Annotated in this window: 2 protein-coding genes; both read right to left on the bottom strand. The window is 70.3% G+C overall.

From position 1 onward, the window contains the following. Positions 1-196 (bottom strand): helix-turn-helix domain-containing protein (locus tag GBZ26_RS29660; RefSeq protein WP_174441836.1); only part of this gene is annotated, 196 nt, incomplete at its 3' end. 149 nt (positions 197-345) lie between these two features. Next, on the bottom strand, positions 346-827 hold a 482-nt coding region (locus tag GBZ26_RS29655), incomplete at its 5' end, for a MarR family transcriptional regulator (RefSeq protein ID WP_174441835.1).

Below are 827 nucleotides of genomic sequence, written 5' to 3'. Positions count from 1 at the left end.
CCAGGATGTAGGAGACTTGAAGTTCCTCCGCGATGCGGCGGTAGCTCCAGCCCTGCGCGCGCAGCCGTTCGGCCATGCGCTGGCGGTCCCGCTCCTCGCTGGGCGTCGCCGGGCGCATGGGCAGGGAGGATGTCGGGCCGATCCCCTCCGTGGGGGTGGCAACGACGATCACATCCTTCAGTTTCTGGTCGGCCATCGGGTCTCCGCCGTCCTGCGCGCAGGGCGTTCCTTACCGCGATGTTGGCCGCTTTCAGGGGGCGCTGTCGATCCGGGACGGGTCCCGGTTGAAGCAGTCTGGGCGGGAAACCCGCCGGACCGGGCCAATTCGCGCCGGTCCGGCCCCGGTCAGGTCAATTCCTGGATGTGCTCGACATAGCCGGACAGGGCGGCGATCCCCTGCTCGGTCAGCTCGATGAAGACGCGGCGGCCATCCTTCTCGTCGGCGATGCGGCGCACCAGCCCGCGATCGTGCAGTTCGGTGATCCGCCGCAGCGCCGTGGTCTGGGCCACGCCGGAGGCCATGCACAGCGACGACACGGAAATCCGCCGCCCGCGCAAATGGTTGGCCATCAGGTCCAGCAGCATGTCCCAGCAGGGGTCCTCGAACAGCCCCTTCGGAAAATACTTGTCGCGGGCGACGCGGGATTGCTGGAGCGTCCGCAACACGGCCAGGCGTCGGTTCTCCCCTGCCGCGGCGGGGACGGGCGGCGGGGCGACCGGAGCGGCGACCGGAGCGGCCGGCGTCGGCTGGCTCTCGCGCAGCGCCTTCACCGCCTCGATGAGGGCGAGGCCGTGGCGGTAGGCGTCCTCCAGCGCTCCATGCAACG

It is taken from the genome of Azospirillum formosense (assembly GCF_013340925.1).
In the GTDB taxonomy this organism is placed as follows: domain Bacteria; phylum Pseudomonadota; class Alphaproteobacteria; order Azospirillales; family Azospirillaceae; genus Azospirillum; species Azospirillum formosense.
The sequence above is the reverse complement of the archived record's forward strand: the minus strand, read 5'-3'. Positions and strand labels throughout refer to the sequence as shown.